Raw genomic sequence first — 18,359 nt, forward strand, 5'->3', positions numbered from 1 at the left:
TTAGCTATATTACTAATCACATACTTTTGAAATTTAACTTTACTCATATCCTTTTTAAGACGTTACATTTTCCCAATACGTAAAAAAAGGTGATCTATTAAGATCACCTTTTAAAAATTATTTCGCCATTGCATCGTATTCTTCTTTGTTAGTTGGAACTTTTACTTCTCCAACTTTTATTTTTTCTATCATTTCATTTACATAATCTATTACATCTTGAGGAACTAACTTGCTAGTTGTTTCAGGTATACCTACACCATCTTCTTTAAGTCCGTATACCTTCTCTTGTCCACCAGTTAATTTTCCATCTACGAAGTCTTTAACTACATCATAAACACCAACATTTACTTTCTTTAATGCAGAAGTTAAAACATTTTCTGGAGCTAAAGAACTTTGATCTTTATCAACACCTATTGCATACTTATTTTTCTCTTTAGCTGCTTCTATTGCACCTAAACCTGTTCCACCTGCTGCTGATAATATTATATCTACATTATTTCCATACATTTGATTAGCTAAAGATTTACCTTTTGCTGCATCTCCAAATGTACCTGCATATTGTGAAGAAACCTTAGCGTTAGGATTTGCTTCTCTTACCCCTGCCATATATCCATATTGGAATCTTGCTATAACATTGTTATCCATTCCACCTATAAATCCTACATTATTTGTTTTAGTCATTTTTCCAGCTATAAGTCCTGTTAAATACGCTGCTTCATTTTCTCTAAATAATAATGGTGTTACATTTTCTGGTATTTCATCATATGTTTCATCTATTATTACAAATTGTTGGTCAGGGTAATTTTTAGCTTCTGTTTCTATATCTTGCTTCATTGTATTACCTACACCTATAACTAAATCAACTTCCTCTTCTATTAAACTTTCTATGTTTGGTAGATATTCTGATGCTTGTTTAGATTCTATTACTTTTATCTCTACCCCTAAATCTTCTTTAGCCTTTTGTAGACCTTCCCATGCTGATTGGTTAAATGATTCATCATTTATTCCACCAACATCGGCTACCATACCTATTGTCATAGTTTTATTTTCTGATCCTTTGTCGCCTTCTGATTTATTGCTACATCCTACAAGTAATGATGATGCTATTACAACTGCTGTACTTAATGATATTAGTTTTTTGAATTTCATAATTTTCCTCCGATTTTTCAATTATTGCATGTATACTTTTATTTTGCGTAATATTTCTATTTTATATACTTAATTGCTATTTCTATAATTAAAACTAGGTAGACCTGATATTTCAAAATCTAGCCTTTAAATCTATAATAGGGCAAACTTTAATATAAATACTATCGTCAGTATTATAAGTGATAATTTGGCTTCATCTTTTTTGTTAGCTATTAGTTTTAATATTGTGTAAGAGATTATACCAAACATAATACCGTCTGCAACACTATAAGCCAGTGGCATCATAGTGAATGTTAAGAAAGCTGGTATTGCATCTGTAAAATCATCAAAGTTTATTTTTAATATTGAACTAGCCATCATAACACCAACGATTATTAATACTGCTGATGTAGCTTGAGCAGGTATTGATGTAAATATAGGTGCAAAGAATAATGCTAATACAAACATTAAACCTGTAACTACTGACGTAAGCCCTGTTTTTCCACCTTCTGCAATTCCTGCAGCACTTTCAACCGAAGATGTAACTGTTGATGTTCCAAGCATTGCACCTGCCGTAGTTCCTATAGCATCTGCAAGTAATGCCTGCTTAGCTCTTGGTAGATTTCCATCTTCATCTAACATTCCAGACTGAGATGCTATTCCTACTAAAAATCCTACTGTATCAAATAAATCTACAAATAAGAATGTAAACACTACCATTAACATATCCATACTAAATATTTGCGACGCATCTAAGCTAAATGCTTGTAAAAATACAGGCTTTATTGATGGTATACTTGATACTATTGCAGATGGTATTTCCACTAATCCTGCAACTATACCTAATACCGTAGTTATTATCATAGCTAAAAGGAAAGTTCCTTTTACGTTCTTTATTAATAAAGTAGATGCTATTAGTATTCCAGCTACAGATAATACAACAGCTGGTGATTTCATATTACCTAGCTGAACTATAGCCCCTCCTGCTTCTACTATTCCTGCACTTTTTAAACCTATAAATGCTATAAACAATCCTATTCCTGCCGTAACCGCATGCTTTAATACTGTTGGTATACATTCAATTATCTTTTCACGTACATTTGTTAAGCTTAATATTATAAATATAATTCCTTCTATGAATACTGCACATAAAGCAAATTGCCAACTATACCCCATTCCAAGTACTACTGTATAAGCAAAAAATGCATTCAGTCCCATTGCTGGCATTAAAGTTATTGGATAATTAGCCAATAGACCCATTGCTATACTACCTATACAAGACGCTAATGCTGTAGCTGTAAAAACTGCTCCTTTATCCATACCCGCTTCACTAAGTATAGATGGGTTTACTACAAGTATATAAGCCATCGTCATAAATGTTGTTATACCTGCAATAACTTCTTTTTTTACAGTTGTATTGTTTTCTGATAGCTTAAATATTTTTTCTAAAATGTTATTTTTATTGTTTTGTTTTGTTTGAGTAACTTGCATAATATTCCTCCCATAAGTTTTCAAATTTCTTTTGGGGTAAAATAAAGGGATGCTCTCAAATCAAACCATCATATAGTAATATATTAAGACATTAATATCTAAATATATTTACCTATAATCTAGTTTAAATTTGTAAGCATCCCCTGTTTTATCCCTGTAAAGTGTTAATATATATTAAATATATGTGATTACTTATTATTCCCACTCTATTGTTCCTGGTGGTTTAGAAGTTATATCATAAACTACTCTGTTAGCTCCATCAACTTCATTTACTATTCTATTAGATATCTTTTCTAATACATCATATGGCATCTTGTACCAGTCTGAAGTCATACCATCAGAAGATGTTACTGCTCTTATTCCTACTAAGTAAGCATAAGTTCTTTCATCTCCCATAACTCCAACAGTTTTTACATCTGGTAATGTAGCAAATGCTTGCCATATTTCTCTATATAATCCATGTTCTTTTAATATATCCATGTAGATTGCATCAGCTTCTCTTAAGATATCACATTTTTCTTTAGTTACTTCACCTATTACTCTTATTCCAAGACCTGGACCTGGGAATGGATGTCTGAAGATTAAACCTTCTTCTATTCCAAGCTCTAATCCTATTTTTCTAACTTCGTCTTTGAATAATTCTCTTAATGGTTCAACTATTTCAAATTCTATATCTTCAGGTATTCCACCAACATTGTGGTGAGATTTTATAGTAGCAGCTTCACCATGTCCACTTTCTACTACGTCTGGGTATATAGTTCCTTGAACTAAGAAGTCCATCTTCCCTAATTTATTTGATTCTTCTTCGAATACTCTTATAAATTCTTCCCCGATTATCTTTCTCTTCGCTTCAGGCTCAGTTACTCCCTTTAGCTTAGATAAAAACCTATCTTCACAGTTTACTCTTATTAAGTTCATGTCGAATGTATCTCTGAATATTCTTTCTACATCGTCACCTTCATTTTTTCTAAGTAATCCGTGGTCAACAAATACACAAGTTAAGTTATCTCCTATAGCTCTGTGTACAAGTACCGCTGCAACTGATGAATCAACTCCACCACTTAAAGCACAAAGTACTTTTTTGTCTCCTATTTTTTCTTTTAATTCTTTTATCTTATCATTTATGAATGAATCTGTAGTCCAATCTCCACTTACTTCACAAACATTGTATAAGAAGTTTCTAAGTACCTTATCTCCTTCTTGACAGTGTTCAACTTCTGGGTGGAATTGTACTCCGTATAATTTCTTTTCTGCACATTCCATAGCTGCAACTGGACAATCCTTAGTTTGAGCTACCGATTTAAATCCTTCTGGAAGTTCAACTATTAAATCTGTATGACTCATCCATACTATGTTTGAAGATATTCCTTCAAATATTTTAGATTCATTGTAAGTTATTTCAGTTTTTCCATATTCTTTTTCTGCGTTACTACCTTTTCTTACAGTTCCCCCAAGTATATGACTCATTACTTGTATACCGTAGCATATTCCTAGTATAGGTACTCCTATTTCGAATATTTCTTTAGCTATTTTAGGAGAATTTTCTAAGTAAGCACTGTTTGGCCCACCTGTGAATATTATCCCTTTTGGATTCATTTCTTTTATTTTTTCTATATCAGTAGTATACGGTATTATTTCACAGTATACGTTGTTTTCTCTAACTCTTCTTGCGATTAATTGGTTATATTGTCCCCCAAAATCTACTACAAGTACTAATTCATGTTTCATACTATATCTCTCCTTGTACACTATAGTTTGGCGCTTCTTTAGTTATTGTTATGTCATGCGGATGACTTTCTTTTAAAGATGCCGCTGTTATTTTCATAAATGTAGCTGTTTCCATTAAATCCTTTATGCTAGGAGCTCCACAGTATCCCATACCAGCTCTTAATCCACCTAACATTTGGAACACTATCTCTTCTGCTTTACCTTTGTATGCAACCATTCCTTCAACACCTTCTGGAACAAGTTTCTTTGCATCACTTTGGAAGTATCTATCTTTCGAACCTTTTTCCATTGCTCCTATAGATCCCATACCTCTGTATGTCTTATAAGATCTACCTCTGTATAAAACTATTTCCCCTGGACTTTCTTCTGTACCTGCGAATAATGATCCCATCATACAAGCTGAAGCTCCAGCAGCTATTGCTTTTACAACATCTCCAGAGAACTTTATACCACCATCTGCTATAACTGGTACTCCATACTTATGACCAACTTCAGCACAGTCCATAACAGCTGTTACTTGAGGTACTCCTATACCTGCAACTACTCTTGTAGTACATATAGAACCTGGTCCTATACCTATCTTAACACAGTCAGCTCCAGCTTTTATTAAGTCTTCTGTTGCTTCTGGTGTAGCTACGTTACCAGCTATTACTTGAAGTTCTGGATAAGCTGATTTTACTTTACCTACAGCATCCATAACCCCTTTAGAATGTCCGTGTGCACTATCTAACACTATAACGTCTACATTAGCTTTAACTAATGCGTCTACTCTATCCATTAAGTCTGCACTTATTCCTACAGCTGCCCCACATAATAATCTACCTTGAGCATCTTTAGCTGAATTTGGATATTGTATTTTCTTTTCTATATCTTTTATTGTTATTAAACCTTTTAAGTGACCTTGGTCATCTACTATAGGTAATTTTTCTATTTTATTTTTCTTAAGTATTTGTTGAGCCTCTTCTAAAGTTACTCCTTCTTTAGCAGTTACTAAGTTTTCCTTAGTCATAGCTTCTTCAATGCTCTTAGTCATATCATCTTCGAATTTTATATCTCTGTTAGTTATTATCCCTATTAACTTGTTATCTTCATCAACTATAGGTACACCTGATATTTTGTATCTTCCCATTATATCGTCAGCATCTTGTATAGTGTGATCTTTAGATAAATAGAATGGATCTACTATAACTCCACTTTCACTTCTCTTTACTTTATCAACCTCTAATGCTTGTTCTTCTATTGACATGTTCTTGTGTATTATACCCATACCACCTTGTCTTGCCATAGATATAGCCATTTTAGATTCTGTAACTGTATCCATACCTGCACTTAATAGAGGAATGTTTAATTTTATCTTTTTAGTTAAATTAGTTCCTATGTTTACTTGGTGTGGTAATACCTCCGATTTCTTAGGTACTAATAAAACATCATCAAAAGTTAATCCTTCTTTTAGTATCGTTGCCATAGTAGTTCTCCTTCCATTTTAATTTATAATATACGAATTTTTTATTGATTTTATTGTTTTTAGTTCGTCTTTATTTTGTGTACAAAAAAACCTGTATAGTAACTTCCATAATTAATGCTCATAAAAGTGAAATTACTATACAGGCTTCCAAAATATCTTTTGTAGCTAACCTACAAGGATTTGTTATCGGCTTGCAAGTTTACTTAAGATGATATTCTGATATAATAATTTCACTCATAGTCGAGATATTTACGGTATCTCGGTAGAAACTCTCAGACCTTATTTCTGAGTATATACGAGTGATAATAATTTTATTTATATGTATTTATTTCTTTAAGTTGTATATTAATTTATCAAAAAATATTCCTTATGTCAATAACTTTAGGCCTATTTTTTCTTTTATTGTATAGTTTATTTCATTGAACACTTTATATAATGGTATTTGTTTATCATTTGATATTAATTTACAGTCCTCATACTCCGGAGTCACCTTAATTATTTTACCTTTATAGTAACCAATTTTCACTTTAACTTTACCATAAGGTGTCTCTATTATCTTAAACTTTCTATCTAGCTTTTGCCTATAGAACTTATTGTATCTAACACCAAAGGTACTAGTCTCAATAAGTAATAACTCTATAAACTCTTGCAATTTTTCTTCCTCGCATAATATAGACAACTTTGTAGCAGGTCTATTCTTCTTCATATAGATATTTTCTGTATAAATATCTAGTGCGCCTTTTTCTAATATTACTTCGTATAAGTACGAATATATCTCAGAAGACATATCATCTATATTTGCGCATATTTCATATACTACTTCTTCTTTTTTTTTTCACCAAGTATTGTTCTTAACATATTAGGTATTTCAAATTTCTTATGTCCTATACCATAGCCTATTTGCTTCGGCTCAAACTCTATTACATCTACGAACTCATTACATAGTGTTTTTATAATAGCTGCACCTGTTGGAGTAGTACACTCTCCTTTTACTGTGTTCATCTTTATCGGTACATCTTTTAGTATCTCTATTGTAGCTGGAGCCGGAACAGGCATAATACCATGATCACACTTTACAAACCCAGATCCTACAGGAACTGAATTAGTGCATATCTTATCTATATTAAGTAAGTCAATTAATATAGCTGATCCAACTATGTCTACTATAGAATCTATAGCCCCCACCTCATGGAAATGTATTTTATCTATAGTAGTTCCATGAACCTTCGCCTCAGCTTCACCTATAGTCATGAATATTTTTTTAGACATATCCTTAACAGCTTCATTTAATTCACTATTATCAATGATATCAAATATATCTATTAAATGCCTATGAGCATGAGTTTCTCTTGCAATTACCTCTACATTAGTCCCTACTATTCCACTTTCATTTTTCTTACTTACTTTTATTTCAAATTCCCCTTTTAGATTTAGTTTTTCTATTTCCTCCAGAAATATCTCCTTTGGTACTCCTAAATCCAATAAACTTGCCAGTGTCATATCTCCTGATATTCCATTTACTATGTCAAAATAAAGTATTCTTTGGTCCATATATATTCTCCTTAAGTGTATACTTATTATTTTAGTTTATTTATCATGGATGCCAAGTATCCTGCTCCAAATCCATTGTCTATATTTACAACAGATATTCCAGATGCACAACTGTTTAACATTGTTAAAAGAGCCGATAGTCCACCAAAATTAGCACCATATCCTACCGATGTAGGCACAGCTATTACAGGTACATCCACAAGACCTCCTACAACACTAGGAAGAGCTCCTTCCATACCAGCCACAGCAATTATTACCCTAGCTTCATCTAAAATATGTTTACGGTCTAATAACCTATGTATTCCAGCTACACCCACATCATAAATTCTATCTACATCATTCCCTAAAAACTTCGCAGTATAATAAGCTTCATCTGCTACTGGAATGTCAGAAGTACCTCCTGTTAATACTAAAATCTTACCTTTACCATTGTTAGTTATATAATGGTTTTGTATTTTTAGTATTTTAGATAGTTCCTCATATTCACAATTAGGGTAAATCTCTTTTAGTTTTTCATAAGTTTCTTTTCTACATCTAGTCCCCAGTATATTAGATTTTTTTTCATACATCTTGCCAACTATACCTAATATATGCTCATCACTTTTCCCCTCACAATAAATCACCTCAGGGTATCCATTTCTTATTTCCCTATGATGATCAATATTTGCATATCCAAGATCTTCATAAGGAAGGTTTTTTAACTTATTCAAAGCTTCATCTATATCCATGTTATTACTTTTAACTTCCTGTAGTAAATCTCTCAAATCCATATCAATACCTCTTTACTATTATAGTGTAGTTATTTTTCATATAATTGAATTATACCCTTTATAGGTTATATTTTCCACATTATCAAAAAGTCTTATATATAAATTTATTAGCATATTCTACGTTTCTAAACACTAACATATTAACTATTTTATTAGAATCATAATAACAGTTTTATTCCATATAAAAAAACTACCTCAAACAAAACAGCCAAAGATAGTTTTATAGTAGTTATTATATTTTATTGAAGAACCTCTACAACCTTAGAAGTTAGTACTTTTATAACAATAGGAAGTATAGTCAACACCGTAGTAAGCCTTACCAAATGAAGCAATGCCACAATATGAGTCTGCGCACCAAAAGATTCGGACATTATAGTCATATCAGCTATCCCACCTGGAGCCGCACTAAATAAGGCAGTCGGCAAATCAAGACCCGTAACCTTATGTATAATCAATCCCAAGCATATACTTAATGCAGTTAAGCCAATAACCAAAACAATAGCCGGTAATATCAAATCTTTCAAACCTTTTATAGATTCCATAGTAAAGTTCAAGCCTATCATGGCACCAATAACAATTTGAGCCACCACCTTAAAATTAGGCGGTATATCACCTTTACCAGTGAACACATTAAACACAGCAACAAAAACCATAGAACCTATCATAGCCCCAGCAGGTATCTTAAGCTTAATACCCAAATATCCACCAACAGCTCCTATTAATAATGTATAAATTATTCTCTCCATAAATCCACCTCGCACTTATATCATTTATAAGTAAATTATAAATCTAAAAATCTAGATTTACTATTTAAGCAAATGTCTTTTTAGTGTCTTTATATATCCACTCCAATTATTATTGTAAAATAAAAAAAAATTTGGAGTGGGATTCAGCGTAGGGATGGATATATTAGTTTAAATGTCATTTGCAGACACGATCTTAGTCTGCATGACATAAAACTAATATATCCACCCCGGAGCGCCAATCCATCTCCAAATTTTCAGTTTAGCAGCAACACTTACTACATCATTCCTGGCATTCCGCCGCCCATTGGCATTGGATCTTCACTAGGTATATCAGCAACAGCAGCTTCAGTAGTTAAGAACACACCAGCTATCGATGCTGCATTTTGAAGAGCACTTCTAGTAACCTTAGTTGGGTCAACTATCCCTGTCTCTACCATATTTACATATCTTTCATTTAGTGCATCAAATCCTATTTCAGGATCTTCATTCTTAACAGTTTGAACTATTACAGCTCCTTCAAGACCTGCATTTATTGCTATTTGTCTTAATGGTTCTTCTAATGCTTTTCTTATTATTTGAGCACCTAATTTCATTTCTCCATCAAGAGTCTCTATTAACTTCTCTATAGCAGGTATTACACTTACTAATGCAGTACCTCCACCAGCAACTATACCTTCTTCAACAGCTGCTCTTGTAGCATTAAGTGCATCCTCTATTCTTAGCTTTCTTTCTTTCATTTCAACTTCTGTAGCAGCTCCTACCTTAACAACAGCAACTCCACCAGCAAGTTTAGCTAATCTTTCCATTAATTTTTCTTTATCAAATTCAGAAGTAGTTTCTTCTACTTGATGTTTTATTTGATTAACTCTATTTTCTATAGCAGCCTTATCTCCAGCTCCATCTACTATTGTAGTGCTATCTTTTGTAACCTTTACTGAAGATGCTCTACCTAACATAGTAATATTAGCTTCTTTTAATTCATATCCTAACTCTTCAGATATTACTACCCCACCTGTAAGTGTAGCTATATCTTCAAGCATTGCTTTTCTTCTATCTCCAAATCCAGGAGCTTTAACAGCTACAACTTCAAATGTTCCTCTTAATTTATTAACAACTAATGTAGATAATGCTTCACCATCAACATCTTCAGCTATTATTAATAATTTTTTACCTTGTTGAACTATTTGCTCAAGCACTGGTAATATATCTTGAATATTTGATATTTTTCTATCTGTTATTAATATATATGGATCGTTTAATACTGCTTCCATCTTATCTACATCCGTAACCATGTATGCAGATACAAATCCTCTATCAAATTGCATACCCTCAACAGCATCTAGCTCTGTATGCATAGTTTTAGATTCTTCAACAGTTATAACTCCATCTTTTCCTACTATCTCCATAGCTTCAGCTATTAACTTACCTACTTCTTCATCTCCAGCAGATATAGAAGCAACTTGAGATATAGATTCTTTTGTTTCTATAGTTCTTGATTGAGATTTTAATTCTTCTACAGCAACATCAACTGCTTTTTGTATACCCTTTCTTATTAAAACAGGGTTAGCTCCAGCTGTTACATTTTTTAGTCCTTCTCTTATTATAGCTTGAGCAAGAACTGTAGCTGTTGTAGTACCATCTCCAGCAACATCATTAGTTTTAGTAGCAACTTCCTTAACTAATTGTGCTCCCATATTTTCAAATCTATCTTCTAATTCTATTTCTTTCGCTATTGTAACACCATCATTAGTTATTAAAGGTGAACCAAATTTTTTATCTAATATTACATTTCTACCTTTAGGTCCTAATGTTACCTTTACAGTATTAGCTAATTTATTTACACCATTTTCTAATGCTTTTCTTGTATCTTCAGCAAACTTAATTTCTTTAGCCATTATTATCCCCTCCTAATAAGTATTATTCAACTACTGCTAAGATTTCACTTTGTCTTAATATAGTGAACTCTTGTCCATCTATTTTAACTTCTGTACCTGCGTACTTTTGGAATATTACTCTGTCTCCAACTTTTAATTCCATTGTTATTTCTTTTCCATCAACTATTCCACCTGGTCCGACTTCTACAACTTCAGCCATTTGAGGTTGTTCTTTAGCCGCTCCTGGTAAAACTATTCCACTTGCAGTTTTTTCCTCTGCCTCTACTTTTTTAATAACTACTCTGTCAGCTAATGGTCTTATTTTCATCTTCTATCCCTCCTAAATGATTATATATGTAGAAATATTTTATACATTTTTATCACTCTATTAAGTAGAGTGCTAACAATTATTATAATATACTATTTACCCATAATTTTCAATAGATTAGAGCAAAAAAAGGCTATTTTTCATTCGTATATTTTCGTCAAAATAGCCAATTTTTCTTAAGTTTATTTCTATAATATTGGAGAGAATAATCTTGCTATTGATTGCTTAGTTTTCATAATTATACTTCGCTTTTCAAATCTCTCTCTATCTAACGGCTCACTATCTTCAATATCCCTAAAGAAATCTTTAGTCATTATTTTGATTATTTCTTTATCATATATAAAAGCATTTATCTCAAAATTAAGCATAAAGCTTCTTAAATCCATATTAGCTGAGCCTGTGGAAGCAATTTTATCATCTATTATTACTACTTTAGAATGCATAAATCCTTTTGTATATAGATACACTTTACCACCAGATTTTAATATATCTTCAAAATATGAATAAGAAGCACTATTTACTATTTTGTGGTCTGCTATTTTAGGGAATATAATTCTTACATCAACTCCACTTAGCGCCGCACTTTTTAACGCTCTCAATATACTTTCATCTGGAATAAAATATGGAGTTTCAATATATACACTTTTTTTAGCTTGGCATATAGCCGAGAAATATGCATAATGAATAGCTTCCCAATCACTATCTGGACCACTCGCCACAACCTGAATCATGCTATCGCCTTTATACTCTATATCTGGGAAGTATTTTTTTGTTATTATAACTTCTCTTGTTGTATAATACCAATCTATTAAGAATATCATTTGAAGCATATACACAGACGTACCTTCTACTCTTATATGTGTATCTCTCCAATATCCAAATTTTTTATTTTTGCCTACATATTCATCACCAATATTTATACCCCCTGTATATCCAATAGTTCCGTCAATCACTACTATTTTTCTATGATTTCTATAATTTAACTTTCCACCTATAACAGGAAACTTAGCTGGTAAAAAAGGTTCTATCTTTATACCTTTTCTTTTCATTTCATTGAAGAAATCTCTATGGAACCAAAATCTCCAACACCCAACATCATCATATAGAATTCTAATCTGGACACCTTCTTGGGCTTTTTTTATAAGTTCATCTTTAATCTTATGCCCGATTTCACTATCTTTTATTATAAAATACTCTAAATGGATATGTTCTTTTGCATTTTTTATATCTTCAATAAGACTATCAAATTTTTTGCTACCATTTTCAAATACATCTACTTTATTGTTTACTGTAAATGGAAACTTACCTGTATTAAGTAATAAACTTATTACTCTCTTCTTAGCTATATCGTCTTCATCATCTAGCAGTTTGTCATGTCTTATAGATTCCATTTCTAACTTAACTAGATCTTCTATTTCATCTAAATTCTCAAATAACTTTTCTTCTTTTATATTATTAGCTAATTTTTGGGTTTTAAATATCTTAATCTTTCTAATATTTCTTCCAAACACACCATAAATAACTAACCCAATCCCCGGAAGTAATATAAATATTAATAACCAAGTCATTGTTTTTGCTGGGTCTCTATTTTCAAGTATAATCGACATAGATAATATAGCTCCAAGTACATATGATATTACCATATATCCTATAAACAATATGTCTATCGGGTTCATATTTTCTCCCCCTTCTATTATTTACCTATTCCTAGCTCCCTTGCATAATAGAATAGATATTGTTGTGCATATCCTGATAAATCACCGAATTTATCTACCGCATACTGTCTAATTTTATGTAAACTCATATCATCATTTACATAAAATTCTTGCATTACTCTTTTAACCCATACATCCACTGGGAATGTATCTAATTTTTCCATACCAAATAAAGCAATACAGTCAGCTACTTTAGGTCCAACTCCATTATATTTAGATAATGCCTTTAAGCACATTTGAGTTTCAAGTTCTTTGTATCCTGTTACATTTTCTTTGTCTTCTATTATTCTATCTACTGTGCTCTTTATATATTTATCTCTAAATCCAGTTTGACAAGCTCTAATGTCCTCCTGAGAAGCCACACTAAGCTGTTCTGGCGTTGGGAATGCATAATATTCTTTCCCTTCATAAACCTGAATAAATGTACCATATGTCTTAGATAAATTTTCTATAGCCCTTTGTATCATTGGTATTCTATTATTTGCAGATATAATAAATGAGATAAGCATTTCCCATCCATCTTGCTTTAATATTCTGATTCCCCATCCGAAATCACAAGCTTTATCTAAATACTCATCCATCTGTCTTAATGTAGTTTTTATTTTAGAATAATCCGTCCCTAAATCAAAGTAATTAGACCAAATGTCCTCAAAATCCTTTAAATTAGTATTATTTAAATAAACTTTCTCTCCGTCCCTCTTAACATTTATTACTTTTCCATAAGCTACACCTGTATAAGAATCGTCTTCTTGTTTGTGCCATCTAAAACACTGCCCACATTCAAATATATGTTTAGGGTCAAAATCTGTTACCCCTTCTAAAATTACACTATTTTCATTTTCATAAATTTTCATACGTAAATACTCCTTTTGAAGATAATAATATTAATAAATTTAATTTACCCATATTTTTCATAAATTAACTAAACAATTTTGTATATACAAAACTAATTTTAAAAGTCTAGAGTAGAAATAAATAAACTTTTTTGATAAAATACATAAGACATTATATTTAGAAGGTGATTTTTATGAACGATAGAGGCGTATTCATAGCAGTGGAAGGACCTATTGGGGTAGGTAAAACTACTCTAGCAACTATACTTAACCAACACTTTAACTATACCCTACTTAGAGAAATAGTTGAAGAGAATCCTTTTTTATCAAAATTTTATACAGATATTAAGGGATATGCTTTACAAACAGAAGCATTTTTTCTATTTAATAGGGTAAAGCAATTAGAAGATGTAGAAAGAGATGTACTTAGCAAAGGTCAAGGCGTTGTCAGCGATTATCATATAATAAAAAACTTAATATTCGCTGGGTTAACTCTTGATAAAATGCAATTTCACAGATATAAGCAAGTGTATAACACTTTTGTAAATGATCTACCTCAACCAGATATAATCATATATCTAAATTCAAGTACGGATGTTTTAATGAAACGAATTGCCATGAGGGACAGAAGTTTTGAAAGACAAATGGATAAAAATTATATTCATGAACTTAGCAACGAATATAAATATTATTTTAATCCATTATCTATAAAACACAATTTTATGGGTACAGAGCCAATCATTATTGAAGTTGATAATTCAAACTTAGATTTCTTAAACAACGAACAAGATAGAAAGTTTATAATAGACAAAATAGAAGAAGCCATAAAAAGCTTAGGAGGACAGTTATAATGTTTAAATTAGTAAACCAATGCGATAAGCCATTAAATAGAGACTTATTCATTACCGTTGCTGGAAATGTTGGTGCGGGTAAATCAACTTTAACAAGATTAGTTGCAGAAAAACTTGGTTTTGAAGCTCACTATGAGAAGGTAGATGGTAATCCATATTTAGAAGATTTTTATTTAGATCAAGAAAAATGGGGATTCCACTTACAATTATACTTCTTAGCTCAAAGGTTTAAGCAACAAAAAGAAATAGATAGTAACGGATTAAATAATATACAAGATAGAAGTATATATGAAGATGTTGAAATCTTCGCTAGAAACTTATTTGATAACAAAAAAATGACTAAGAGAGACTATATAACTTACAGAGATTTATTCAATGATATGGTACCATATTTAAGAAGACCTGACTTAATGATATACTTAGATGGTTCTATAGACACAATAGTTGATAGAATAAACTTAAGAGGTCGTGAAATGGAAAAGGCTGTTGATTTAGATTACTGGAAAAATCTTCACAACAGATACGAAAGATGGATCAGTGAATATAATCAATCTCCAGTTTTATATGTAAATATAAACGAAGTTGATTTAATCCAAAATCCAGAACATCTTGACATGTTATGTGATGAAATAAAGGGAATACTTGGAATGTAGATTATCTACATTCCCTTTTTATATGTTTTATAAAATATTTCTAAAAGTTATTCACTATTATTTATATTCAATTAAATACTAACCTTATAGCTTTCTTGCTAGTAAAAAAAGAATGCCCAAATGGACATTCCTATAATAATATACCTATTAATGTTATAGCCGCTACTATTTGTAAGATACCTACAAATAATCCATATAACGAAACTTTCTTACCTTGTTTGATTAAGTCTTTTATATTAACCCTTAGACCTATAGCTGCTAATGCTATTATCTCTAATTTATTACTCATCATTTTACACATTTCTGAAACTTGTGGAGATATTATATTAGCTGAGAATAAAGCACAAGTGATAAAGAATCCTATAACATACCAAGGCGCTTTAATTTTTTTATATTTAGTATCTTGTATTTCCTCTTCTAGTATTTCTACATTTGATTTATTCTTTAAATGCCCGAAAACAAATACAACTACTACTAATAATATAACCCTTACTATTTTAAATATAGTCGATAAGTCCTTTACATTTTCGCTTACCATAGCACCACTTGCAACAACTTGACCTACAGATTGTAATGTACCACCTATCATTGCTGAAGTTTGAACTAATTCATGGTTATATATTTTTTGCGTTAATACAGGTAATATAAACATTAAGAATATACCTGTTACATTTACTATTGTTATAGCTATACCCTTATCTTTATCATCTGCATCTATTACTGGAGCTGTTGCTGCTATTGCAGAAGAACCACATACTGCATTACCACTTGCCATAAGATATTTAAAGTTATCTTCAAACCCTAATTTTTTACCTATAAATAGTGCTCCCACTATAGTTATAGTCATCTGTAAAACAATAAATAATATACCTCCAACACCTAACTCCATTAGAGTTGTAATATTTAATGTTGCTCCTAATAGAACTATAGAATATGATAATAAATCACTTTCTGAGAATCTATATCCTTCTTGAAATTTTTCTTGTCCTAAAAATAAGTTACCTACTAACATACCTAAAAATATAGCTATAGTTGCAGCCCCTAACTTCGGTACTAGAGTTGAAAGTAAAATACTTACTACACCTACACTTACACTTACTATTAATCCTGGTATTATCTTCTTTATGTTATATATAAATTTACTATTATCCGAACTACTCTTAGTTATATTCATAAAACACGACTCCCTTTCTATTAAATATTTTATATACAATAATCAATTATCTAATTTCCGGTTCAACCTTATGAACAAAGTATACAATTTAATCAACCATAAGTAAAATAAATAAATAATATATTTATCATTATTATTTTTAATGATTAAGTGTATAATATTCTTATACAAAAAATTTAGTAAGGAGAATATGTCATGTTAGAAGAGTTAAAAACATTTGTAGCCGTAGTAGAATTTAAAAATTTTACTAGAGCTGGTGAACATCTTAATCTATCTCAACCAAGTGTAAGTACACATATTAAAAACCTTGAAAATACCTTTGGAGTAACACTAATAAATAGATCTGTTAAGCAAAAAAATATTTTTATAACAGAAAATGGTTACACACTATATAAGAGAGCCAAAGAAATTATAAATTTATTAGATATTACCTCAATGGAAGTTAAAAGCTGTTCAAATTCTATTAAAGGCCACATAAAGGTTGGGGCTAGTTTCACAATAGGAGAGTACATATTACCAGAGTTCTTATCACATTTTGATAAGATTTACCCAGATATTAACGTAGATGTCATAATCGCTAATACAAGTTGTATCTGTTCAGACTTAAACGACCTAACATTAGATATAGGACTTATTGAAGGAACTGCAACATCATCTAACTTTATTCAAGAATATTTCTTAAAAGATAAGATGGTATTAGCACTTCCTTATAAATCTGAGCTAACTTCAGAGTCATTCTCTTTAGAAAAACTTCAAAATCAAAAATGGATAGCTCGTGAAGAAGGTTCTGGAACTCGCGACTTTTTAAATATGTTCTTAAGTACAAACGAAATAATACCAAACGGAATAATGATATTAGGAAGTAACTACGCAGTTAAAGAAGCCGTTAAACACAATCTAGGAATAACAATAATCTCAGATTTAGTAACAACACCAGCGTGCAAAATCAACGAATTGTCTATCATAGAATTAGACGAATCATACACTAGACATTTTTCATACATACTTCCTAAAAGCATAACAATGTCAAAAGCATCTGAAGTCTTTTTAGAAGAACTAAAAAATTATACAAGTAACCTAAAAACTAACTAATCTTAGTGTTGCTAATAAATATAACGGCCTATGATCTATCATAATTTTATGATACGTAAAAAAGCCATAATAAAACTAATTAACAAATTAATTTTATTATGGCTTTTTCTATTATTTCTTTTTTCTTTTTCCCCATACTCCCAATTTCGCGATAAAACCAAGCGAAGGGGAGGATATATCAGCTCCCTTGTCATTTGCAGGCCCGAACTTGGCCTGCATGACAAAGAGCTAATATACCCTCCCCGAAGCGCCGTTTACCCAGAAAAACTCATTACATTCCGATTTCTTTGAATTCTCTACTTCCCGGCTTAACTAATTCTATTTTACCTTCATTACATAAAGGACAATTGTCAGCATCATGTACTTGTATTTCAAGCTTTATAGCGCTGTATATAGGCATTCCTATATCATCATTTGTTCTGTTAGCTATACAAGCAACACCTATAACTTCTCCACCTAAAGCTTCTAAAGCTTTCTTAGTTTCTATTGTTGATTTACCAGTTGTAACAACGTCTTCTGCTATTATTATTCTAGCTCCTGGTTTAACTTCGAAACCTCTTCTTAACTCCATTACTCCATCTTTTCTTTCAGTGAATACTGTTTCTTTGTTTAATTGTCTTCCTAATTCATAAGAAACTATTACTCCACCCATTGCTGGTCCAACTACTAAATCTATATCTAAGTCTTTTATTTGATCAACTACTGTGCTAAGTACTGCTTCTGCATATTGAGGGAATCTTAACACCTTTGCACATTGTACATATCTGTTACTGTGCTTTCCTGAAGATAATAAGAAGTGTCCTTCTAATAATGCTTCACTTTTCTTTAATATATCTACTACATCTACTTTACTCATAATAATGTCCTCCAAATTTTATGTATATATCTTAATTTTGATATTCATATACCTTTTCTTATTTTTTAATTTATTTTAAACTTAATATTTTAACTATTTTATTT

At 31.2% G+C, this 18,359-nt stretch carries 15 protein-coding genes, 1 pseudogene and 1 riboswitch; of the genes and pseudogenes, 3 read left to right on the forward strand and 13 right to left on the reverse strand.

Going from position 1 to position 18,359, the window contains the following annotated elements; translation table 11 throughout:
* Positions 1-117: 117 nt before the first annotated feature.
* From ACI48P_RS19180 to ACI48P_RS19230, 11 genes and pseudogenes are all read right to left on the reverse strand, one after another.
* The gene (locus ACI48P_RS19180) at positions 118-1,149 is read right to left on the reverse strand and encodes a BMP family lipoprotein (protein WP_475218702.1); all 1,032 of its coding nucleotides are present in this window, start codon (positions 1,147-1,149) and stop codon (positions 118-120) included.
* Positions 1,150-1,281: 132 nt separating this feature from the next.
* Positions 1,282-2,619 carry an NCS2 family permease gene (locus tag ACI48P_RS19185; RefSeq protein WP_475218704.1) on the reverse strand — a complete coding sequence of 446 codons (1,338 nt, stop codon included), beginning with the start codon at positions 2,617-2,619 and terminating at the stop codon, positions 1,282-1,284.
* A 195-nt stretch (positions 2,620-2,814) separates the two neighbouring features.
* Positions 2,815-4,347, reverse strand: a complete 1,533-nt coding sequence (gene guaA, locus ACI48P_RS19190) for a glutamine-hydrolyzing GMP synthase (RefSeq protein ID WP_475218706.1) — start codon at positions 4,345-4,347, stop codon at positions 2,815-2,817.
* A gap of 1 nt (position 4,348) precedes the next feature.
* The gene (gene guaB, locus ACI48P_RS19195) at positions 4,349-5,812 is read right to left on the reverse strand and encodes an IMP dehydrogenase (protein WP_475218708.1); all 1,464 of its coding nucleotides are present in this window, start codon (positions 5,810-5,812) and stop codon (positions 4,349-4,351) included.
* A gap of 217 nt (positions 5,813-6,029) precedes the next feature.
* A riboswitch (purine riboswitch) is annotated at positions 6,030-6,131 on the reverse strand.
* Between the two features lie 48 nt (positions 6,132-6,179).
* Positions 6,180-7,363 (reverse strand): annotated as a pseudogene (gene larC / locus ACI48P_RS19200) (nickel pincer cofactor biosynthesis protein LarC).
* A 26-nt stretch (positions 7,364-7,389) separates the two neighbouring features.
* Positions 7,390-8,133: a nickel pincer cofactor biosynthesis protein LarB gene (gene larB / locus ACI48P_RS19205; protein WP_475218710.1), complete on the reverse strand. Its 744-nt coding sequence runs from the start codon at positions 8,131-8,133 to the stop codon at positions 7,390-7,392.
* A 239-nt stretch (positions 8,134-8,372) separates the two neighbouring features.
* Complete coding sequence (locus ACI48P_RS19210; protein WP_475218712.1) at positions 8,373-8,879, reverse strand: AbrB family transcriptional regulator; 507 nt, start codon at positions 8,877-8,879, stop codon at positions 8,373-8,375.
* Between the two features lie 275 nt (positions 8,880-9,154).
* Positions 9,155-10,774, reverse strand: a complete 1,620-nt coding sequence (groL, locus tag ACI48P_RS19215; RefSeq protein WP_475218714.1) for a chaperonin GroEL — start codon at positions 10,772-10,774, stop codon at positions 9,155-9,157.
* Between the two features lie 22 nt (positions 10,775-10,796).
* A complete protein-coding gene (locus ACI48P_RS19220; RefSeq protein WP_475218716.1) occupies positions 10,797-11,081 on the reverse strand; it encodes a co-chaperone GroES in 285 nt (94 codons plus the stop codon).
* A gap of 188 nt (positions 11,082-11,269) precedes the next feature.
* On the reverse strand, positions 11,270-12,757 hold the full coding sequence (gene cls, locus ACI48P_RS19225; RefSeq protein WP_475218718.1) for a cardiolipin synthase: 1,488 nt from the start codon (positions 12,755-12,757) through the stop codon (positions 11,270-11,272).
* A gap of 17 nt (positions 12,758-12,774) precedes the next feature.
* A complete protein-coding gene (locus ACI48P_RS19230; protein ID WP_475218720.1) occupies positions 12,775-13,650 on the reverse strand; it encodes a DNA-3-methyladenine glycosylase family protein in 876 nt (291 codons plus the stop codon).
* A 173-nt stretch (positions 13,651-13,823) separates the two neighbouring features.
* Here ACI48P_RS19230 and ACI48P_RS19235 point away from each other — a divergent pair, with 173 nt between their 5' ends.
* Both ACI48P_RS19235 and ACI48P_RS19240 read left to right on the forward strand, forming a co-directional pair.
* Complete coding sequence (locus ACI48P_RS19235) at positions 13,824-14,480, forward strand: deoxynucleoside kinase (protein ID WP_475218722.1); 657 nt, start codon at positions 13,824-13,826, stop codon at positions 14,478-14,480.
* Positions 14,480-15,133 (forward strand): deoxynucleoside kinase, encoded by a 654-nt coding sequence (locus ACI48P_RS19240; protein WP_475218724.1) that lies wholly within the window; start codon positions 14,480-14,482, stop codon positions 15,131-15,133. Before ACI48P_RS19235 ends, ACI48P_RS19240 begins: the two co-directional genes overlap by 1 nt.
* 130 nt (positions 15,134-15,263) lie before the next feature.
* On the opposite strand, the gene ACI48P_RS19245 is transcribed toward ACI48P_RS19240, so the two are convergent.
* Positions 15,264-16,307 (reverse strand): YeiH family protein, encoded by a 1,044-nt coding sequence (locus ACI48P_RS19245; protein ID WP_475218725.1) that lies wholly within the window; start codon positions 16,305-16,307, stop codon positions 15,264-15,266.
* A gap of 195 nt (positions 16,308-16,502) precedes the next feature.
* Here ACI48P_RS19245 and ACI48P_RS19250 point away from each other — a divergent pair, with 195 nt between their 5' ends.
* The gene (locus tag ACI48P_RS19250; protein ID WP_475218727.1) at positions 16,503-17,399 is read left to right on the forward strand and encodes a LysR family transcriptional regulator; all 897 of its coding nucleotides are present in this window, start codon (positions 16,503-16,505) and stop codon (positions 17,397-17,399) included.
* A gap of 271 nt (positions 17,400-17,670) precedes the next feature.
* On the opposite strand, the gene pyrE is transcribed toward ACI48P_RS19250, so the two are convergent.
* Positions 17,671-18,255, reverse strand: a complete 585-nt coding sequence (gene pyrE / locus ACI48P_RS19255; RefSeq protein ID WP_475218729.1) for an orotate phosphoribosyltransferase — start codon at positions 18,253-18,255, stop codon at positions 17,671-17,673.
* Positions 18,256-18,359 lie beyond the last annotated feature (104 nt).

It is taken from the genome of Romboutsia sp. LXY-2 (genome assembly GCF_056171995.1).